The 5,233-nt window shown below is 47.3% G+C and carries 3 protein-coding genes and 2 pseudogenes; all 5 read right to left on the bottom strand.

Going from position 1 to position 5,233, the window contains the following annotated elements; genetic code table 11:
* Positions 1-69: 69 nt before the first annotated feature.
* Positions 70-159: pseudogene (locus tag OQV04_RS25305) on the bottom strand (PAS domain S-box protein); the annotation flags it as partial.
* A gap of 24 nt (positions 160-183) precedes the next feature.
* Entirely contained in the window at positions 184-1,566 is a 1,383-nt protein-coding gene (dosC, locus tag OQV04_RS23430) for a diguanylate cyclase DosC (RefSeq protein ID WP_032280869.1), read from the bottom strand.
* A 376-nt stretch (positions 1,567-1,942) separates the two neighbouring features.
* The gene (locus OQV04_RS23420) at positions 1,943-3,262 is read right to left on the bottom strand and encodes a family 10 glycosylhydrolase (protein ID WP_000350379.1); all 1,320 of its coding nucleotides are present in this window, start codon (positions 3,260-3,262) and stop codon (positions 1,943-1,945) included.
* A gap of 130 nt (positions 3,263-3,392) precedes the next feature.
* A complete protein-coding gene (gene gadC, locus OQV04_RS23415; RefSeq protein WP_000246019.1) occupies positions 3,393-4,928 on the bottom strand; it encodes an acid resistance gamma-aminobutyrate antiporter GadC in 1,536 nt (511 codons plus the stop codon).
* A gap of 155 nt (positions 4,929-5,083) precedes the next feature.
* Positions 5,084-5,233 (bottom strand): annotated as a pseudogene (locus tag OQV04_RS23410) (glutamate decarboxylase); the annotation flags it as partial.

Below are 5,233 nucleotides of genomic sequence, written 5' to 3'. Positions count from 1 at the left end.
AATCGGCTCAAACATGAAGAAATGAAATGACTGAGTCAGCCGAGAAGAATTTCCCCGCTTATTCGCACCTTCCTTAATTAACACCGCACCCATCATATTTTGCTCAAGGGCGGGGAAAAAAATGCCATCGGCGGCATTATCCGCATCGGTTAGCTTCATGATTACCTCTGCATCCTGGCGCATCTAAAGACTGGCTTTCCAGAGTTCAACACGGTTTCTACCTCGTCTTTTGGCGATATACAGAGCTTCATCGGCTATTTGAATGAGGCGCTCATAGTCAGGATGACCATTAAACATGGCGGCACCGATGGAAAGTGAGAGGGCAATATCTTCGCCGTTTGCGGCTTTCAGTTTGGTTTTCTCCACCCGACTGCGAATACGTTCTGCGGTACGTAACGTTTCGTTTTCAGAAGCTTCAGTCAAAACAATGATAAATTCATCGCCCCCGTAGCGGAAAACATAATCACTACTGCGGACGTTGTCATAAAAGGCCTGAGAGACTTTACGCAGAATTTCATCGCCAGTGTTATGGCCCCACGTATCGTTGATCTCTTTGAATTTATCAACGTCAATAATCAGCACTGACAGCGGTGTACCGGTCCGGTTGGCATGGGCAATTTCGCGTTTGAAGATAGTCGGCAGGAAACGGCGGTTAAGTAATTTCGTCAGTACATCCATACCGACTTCGTGGCGCGATACTTCTTCAAACAATTCACGCAGCAAGGTAATAATTTGCGATACGGTATTTCTTATCTGTAATAAAAATTTCACCCGCAGACTTCTGTTATTCAAATTCCTGGTGTTACGCATGGTTTGATTGAAAATACCGTCGAAATCCTGAATCAGACGGGAGATATGGCCTACTTCGGCAATGCCACTAAAATAATGTCGACCTTTATGGTTAAACCACAGGCCAAAATCAGCCTGGCTTAAAGGCAAACTACTGCCTAAATCAGAATCCAGCAGGATTTTATAGATGATATCTATTTCCCATGAAAGTATTGAGGCTATTTGCCGTTCTTTTTCTTCTTCGGCGTTTTCCAGTAACGAGAAGATACGATAGTTTTCATCTTCTTTTGAGGCACTACTGTCACTAAAGGTAAACGCGCGGGTCATCACTTCCATAGCGATATCAATACTGTTAATCGAGAAATGGTAGACCTGAAGTTTTTCTGCGGCAGAATAATCCGAAGAGAAGATTACCGGATAGAGGATCTTTTTCAGCACCCGAAACCCCATCTCGACAATTTCTACCGGAATTCCTATGCGGGCATGCACTTCCGCGACGGTATGCTGGATTTGTATTAGCCTTTCGGCATCGTCAACCTGGGCAGAAAGCACGTTAATAATCCAGCGTTCCATCGCACTTTTCAACTGCCGCTCAACTTGTTCATTACCCAAGAATTCTTCGGCATGCGGGTCGATGCGGACAATTCGATAAAACTCGATACTCAGATAATGAGCATGCGCAACGGCAATTTCCGCGGCTTTAGCACGAATGGGCGGATCTGCCTGCTCGACAAGTCCGGTCCACTCATCTTTCATTCTTTTAAAATACATCTCCATAATTCACACCCTTATAAGGCTGGGAAATCAGACGGAATCAAAATGAAACGCAACGTGCGAGATCGACTAACTGCACCATATTCTCCTGAAATATGAAGATATACTGAAAAGAAATAAGCGACTTAGGACAGTTTCAATCTACGCTACTGTTCTTCAGAAGAGTATAGCCCATCGTAATTATTTTTCGGTGACTGCGAATATCGTATGGTTTTTCATATTCATACATTTTTATTAGGGGGATTATGGCTGTTTAACTAAGTGTGGTTAATTGTGTGGTTAATTTGACTTATGTAAGCATGATTACTAGTGGGATATTTCAAGAGGGTAACAAGCCAGTGGGTAAAGCACTGGCTTGTTACAAAGTAAAAATGGGAGTTCAACTGCCCCAACGACTTTGCAGATAGCTGACCGCTTGTTGAGTCTGCGGTTTATTCAGATAGTCCTCACGGAACAAGATGGTGCCGCTAATTTCTGGTACCGCATCGTTAAGATCGAGCTGCTTTTTCAGTTCCGGTACGCCGCCGTTAATCATCCAGTCTGGCTCTATCTTTGAAGGTTCACCCACTTTATAGAAGGCGATACCGATATACAGGCGGGTCCTGGTCGGTTTAACGACATCCGCCCACCATTTTGCCAACACGTCATAACGCGCGGCACTCCGTGAGAACGGCCAGTAAATTTGGGGAGCAATGTAATCCAGCAATCCTTGTTCCACCCATCGACGGGTGTCAGCGTAGGATTCGTCATAGGCTGCCGCGCCTCGGGTATCGGAACCGAGCGGATCGTGTGATCGGTTACGCCACACGCCTGCCGGGCTAACGCCAAATTCGACTCCCGGCTTAATGCTTTTAATGGTGTGCGATACTTTTGCAATTAACTGCTGAGTATTGTTGCGCCGCCAGTCTGCTTTTGACGCAAATGCGCCTCCGTATTTGCGGTACGTTTCGTTATCATTTAGCCGTGAACCCGGTGACTCAGTATAGAAATAGTCGTCAAACTGCACGCCATCTACCGGATAGCGGGAAACCACTTCTGCGACTATTGATGTGATCCAGTCCTGAACCTCAGGGATGCCCGGGTCGAGGACAAAGCGATCGCCAGACGTTCTGATCCAGTCACGGTGTTGTACATAGACGCTCGCCGGTTGTTGAGACAGAGTGCTATTCAGTTCCCTGATAGTACCGGGTTTCGTATTAACCGATACGCGATAGGGGTTAAACCAGGCGTGTACTTTCATCCCACGCTTGTGGGCTTCGTCGAGCATGAATTGCAGCGGATCGTAACCCGGATTTTCACCAATCTTACCGGTCATAAGATCGGACCACGGCAAAATTTTCGATGGCCACAGGGCGGTACCGTCCGGCTTGACCTGGAAAAAGACCGTGTTTATACCGAGACGTTGCAGATGATCCAGTTTGTCGATCATCGCCTGTTGTTGTACACGGGCCCGGCTGGTGGGGTTACTAATGTTAACCGAGGAAACCGGTGGCCAGTCGAGGCGAGACACCGTGGCCAGCCAGATACCACGCATCGGTTGTGACGATTGTTGCGTCGTGGCTGGTGGCTTTGAACCCGCTGGTGGTGTCACCATGGACTCTGGAGGCGTGCTTTTACAACTACACAGTAAAAGTGCCAGTGCAACCAGTATCGCTGGTCTTCTAATCGTTAATTTCTCGTTTCGGGAGCAGATATCCATATGTGCTGGTTTCCGGTAAACAGATGTGCGCTCATTCTCGTACTTATCCCGGTTAAGTCAATACGACAGCAAGCACGAAAAAGGGAGCGATGAATTATCGCTCCCTTGTCTTATAACCATTCAGACATAGTTAGTGTTTCTTGTCATTCATCACAATATAGTGTGGTGAACGTGCACGCGGGTGCAGGAAGAAGTGACCTTTTGGTGCGTTCTGACTGTTGATTGGCTCCAGAGTGACGCCGGTATTCGCTTTGCCTTTACGATCATGAACAGCATAGAGAATAAAGGGCAGGGCAAGTACCACCAGGAAACTAACGACCAGTAATTCAACATACATATCGGTAGAGTCACCCTGGATGTTATCCGGCGGCAGGAAGGAAACAATAAACGCCATAATTGAAGTCAGCAGACCGACAATTGCCACGACCAGTTTCACCCCTTTACCACCAGGGATATTAAATGTGCGTTTTAAGTCAGGATGTTTAAGAACCAACACAATGTAGCCAATAAACAGCATGAAATAAGCACACAGATAAATCACCACCGTCAGCGCCAGTGCGATCAGGAAGGACATGTTGTTACCGCCACCGGTATTGGTGAGGATGATCAACGCGATAGAAGTAATCACCAGCTGTGAAATGACCAGCGTTACCGGTACGCCATTTTTGTTCATTTTAGCGAATGCCGCTGGCAGCAGGTTTTTCTGCGCTGTGACATACATCCCGCGAGAAGGACCAACAATCCAGGAGGCGATTTCCGCCAGAACACCCAGCAACAGCAGTGCGGAGATCACGCGAACCGTCCACTCAATTTCCGGTGCCACATGAGACATCAGAACGGTAAAGGTTTGCATTACCCCTGCGGAGAGGTTGATTTCATTACCCGGAATGACCATCGCAATAGACAAACCACCAACAGAGCTTAAGCAGATTGCCGCCACCATCAGCAGTAACATAGCCAACGGATAGTCGCGCCCTGGGTTGCTCATTTCATTGACGTGGGTTGCGGATGCTTCTACGCCCATATAACTCAAAATGAAGGCAACAAATACAACCAGGGTGCCCACTTTAGAGAAGTCAGGGAAGAAGGTCTTCGAATCCATTTCGATAGCAACGGGGGCACCGGAGTGCAGATAAATAGCCGCTAATGCAATCAAAATAAATGCAGGTAACAGGATGCCGGCGAAGAAGCCAACTTTAGCAATTCGCGCCGTGTATTTCGTGCCACCAAACTGCGTTAATGCCAGCGCCCAAAGAATGATGAGTGCTGCAATAGTTTTGGTAATGGGGTCTTCATTCAGCGCTGGCCATTTCAGGATGTAGGAGAGTGCCCCTAACACGAAATAGAGCATCGGAATAAAACCAATGGCGATTTGCAGATAGCCAAATGAGATCGCTGCAAATCCCCATCTCGGCCCCAGAGTATTTGATACCCAGGCGAAGACACCACCTTCTTCCCAGCCGTCGACGGTGGCCATTTCCGCAGCACAAAGTCCCACGGGAATAAACCATAAAATCCCGCCTAATAGCAGGAAGAAGACTAATGAAAAGCCCGATGTTGCGAAGGTAGGGTATTCATAAACAGCCATTACCATCGATGCCGTTATGGCAAAAAAGCCGAGTAATGTGAGCTGCTTAGCTTTACCTGTCTGTACTGATGTAGCCATATTATCCCCCTAAAACGGTATTCCTGTCGGAACCGCACCTGTTTTGTTCTGAAGCGTATTCAGAACAATATTTTCCGTTGCTAATGCCAGTGAACAGACTTTGGAAATTGTCCCGAAACGGGTTCGTTTCGGGACACCGTTACCGTTAAACGTTATCAGGTATGTTTAAAGCTGTTCTGTTGGGCAATACCCTGCAGTTTCGGGTGATCGCTGAGATATTTCAGGGAGGCTTTGTAGTCTTCCAGCAACAGTTCAGCAAAGTCCATTTCGAAGCCGCGACGACACATAATGCGCATCACCACGAT

Origin of the sequence: Escherichia sp. Lx600-2 (assembly GCF_036662595.1) — a bacterium.
GTDB classification, from domain to species: Bacteria; Pseudomonadota; Gammaproteobacteria; order Enterobacterales; family Enterobacteriaceae; genus Escherichia; species Escherichia coli.
Note: the sequence above shows the minus strand (reverse complement) of the source record. Positions and strands in the feature narration are given on the sequence as shown.

What these genes read in the sequence shown, in the direction of transcription:
- dosC (WP_032280869.1), bottom strand. Translation starts at nt 1,566, where the DNA reads ATGGAGATGTATTTTAAAAGAATGAAAGATGAGTGGACCGGACTTGTC.
- OQV04_RS23420 (WP_000350379.1), bottom strand. Translation starts at nt 3,262, where the DNA reads ATGGATATCTGCTCCCGAAACGAGAAATTAACGATTAGAAGACCAGCG.
- gadC (WP_000246019.1), bottom strand. Translation starts at nt 4,928, where the DNA reads ATGGCTACATCAGTACAGACAGGTAAAGCTAAGCAGCTCACATTACTC.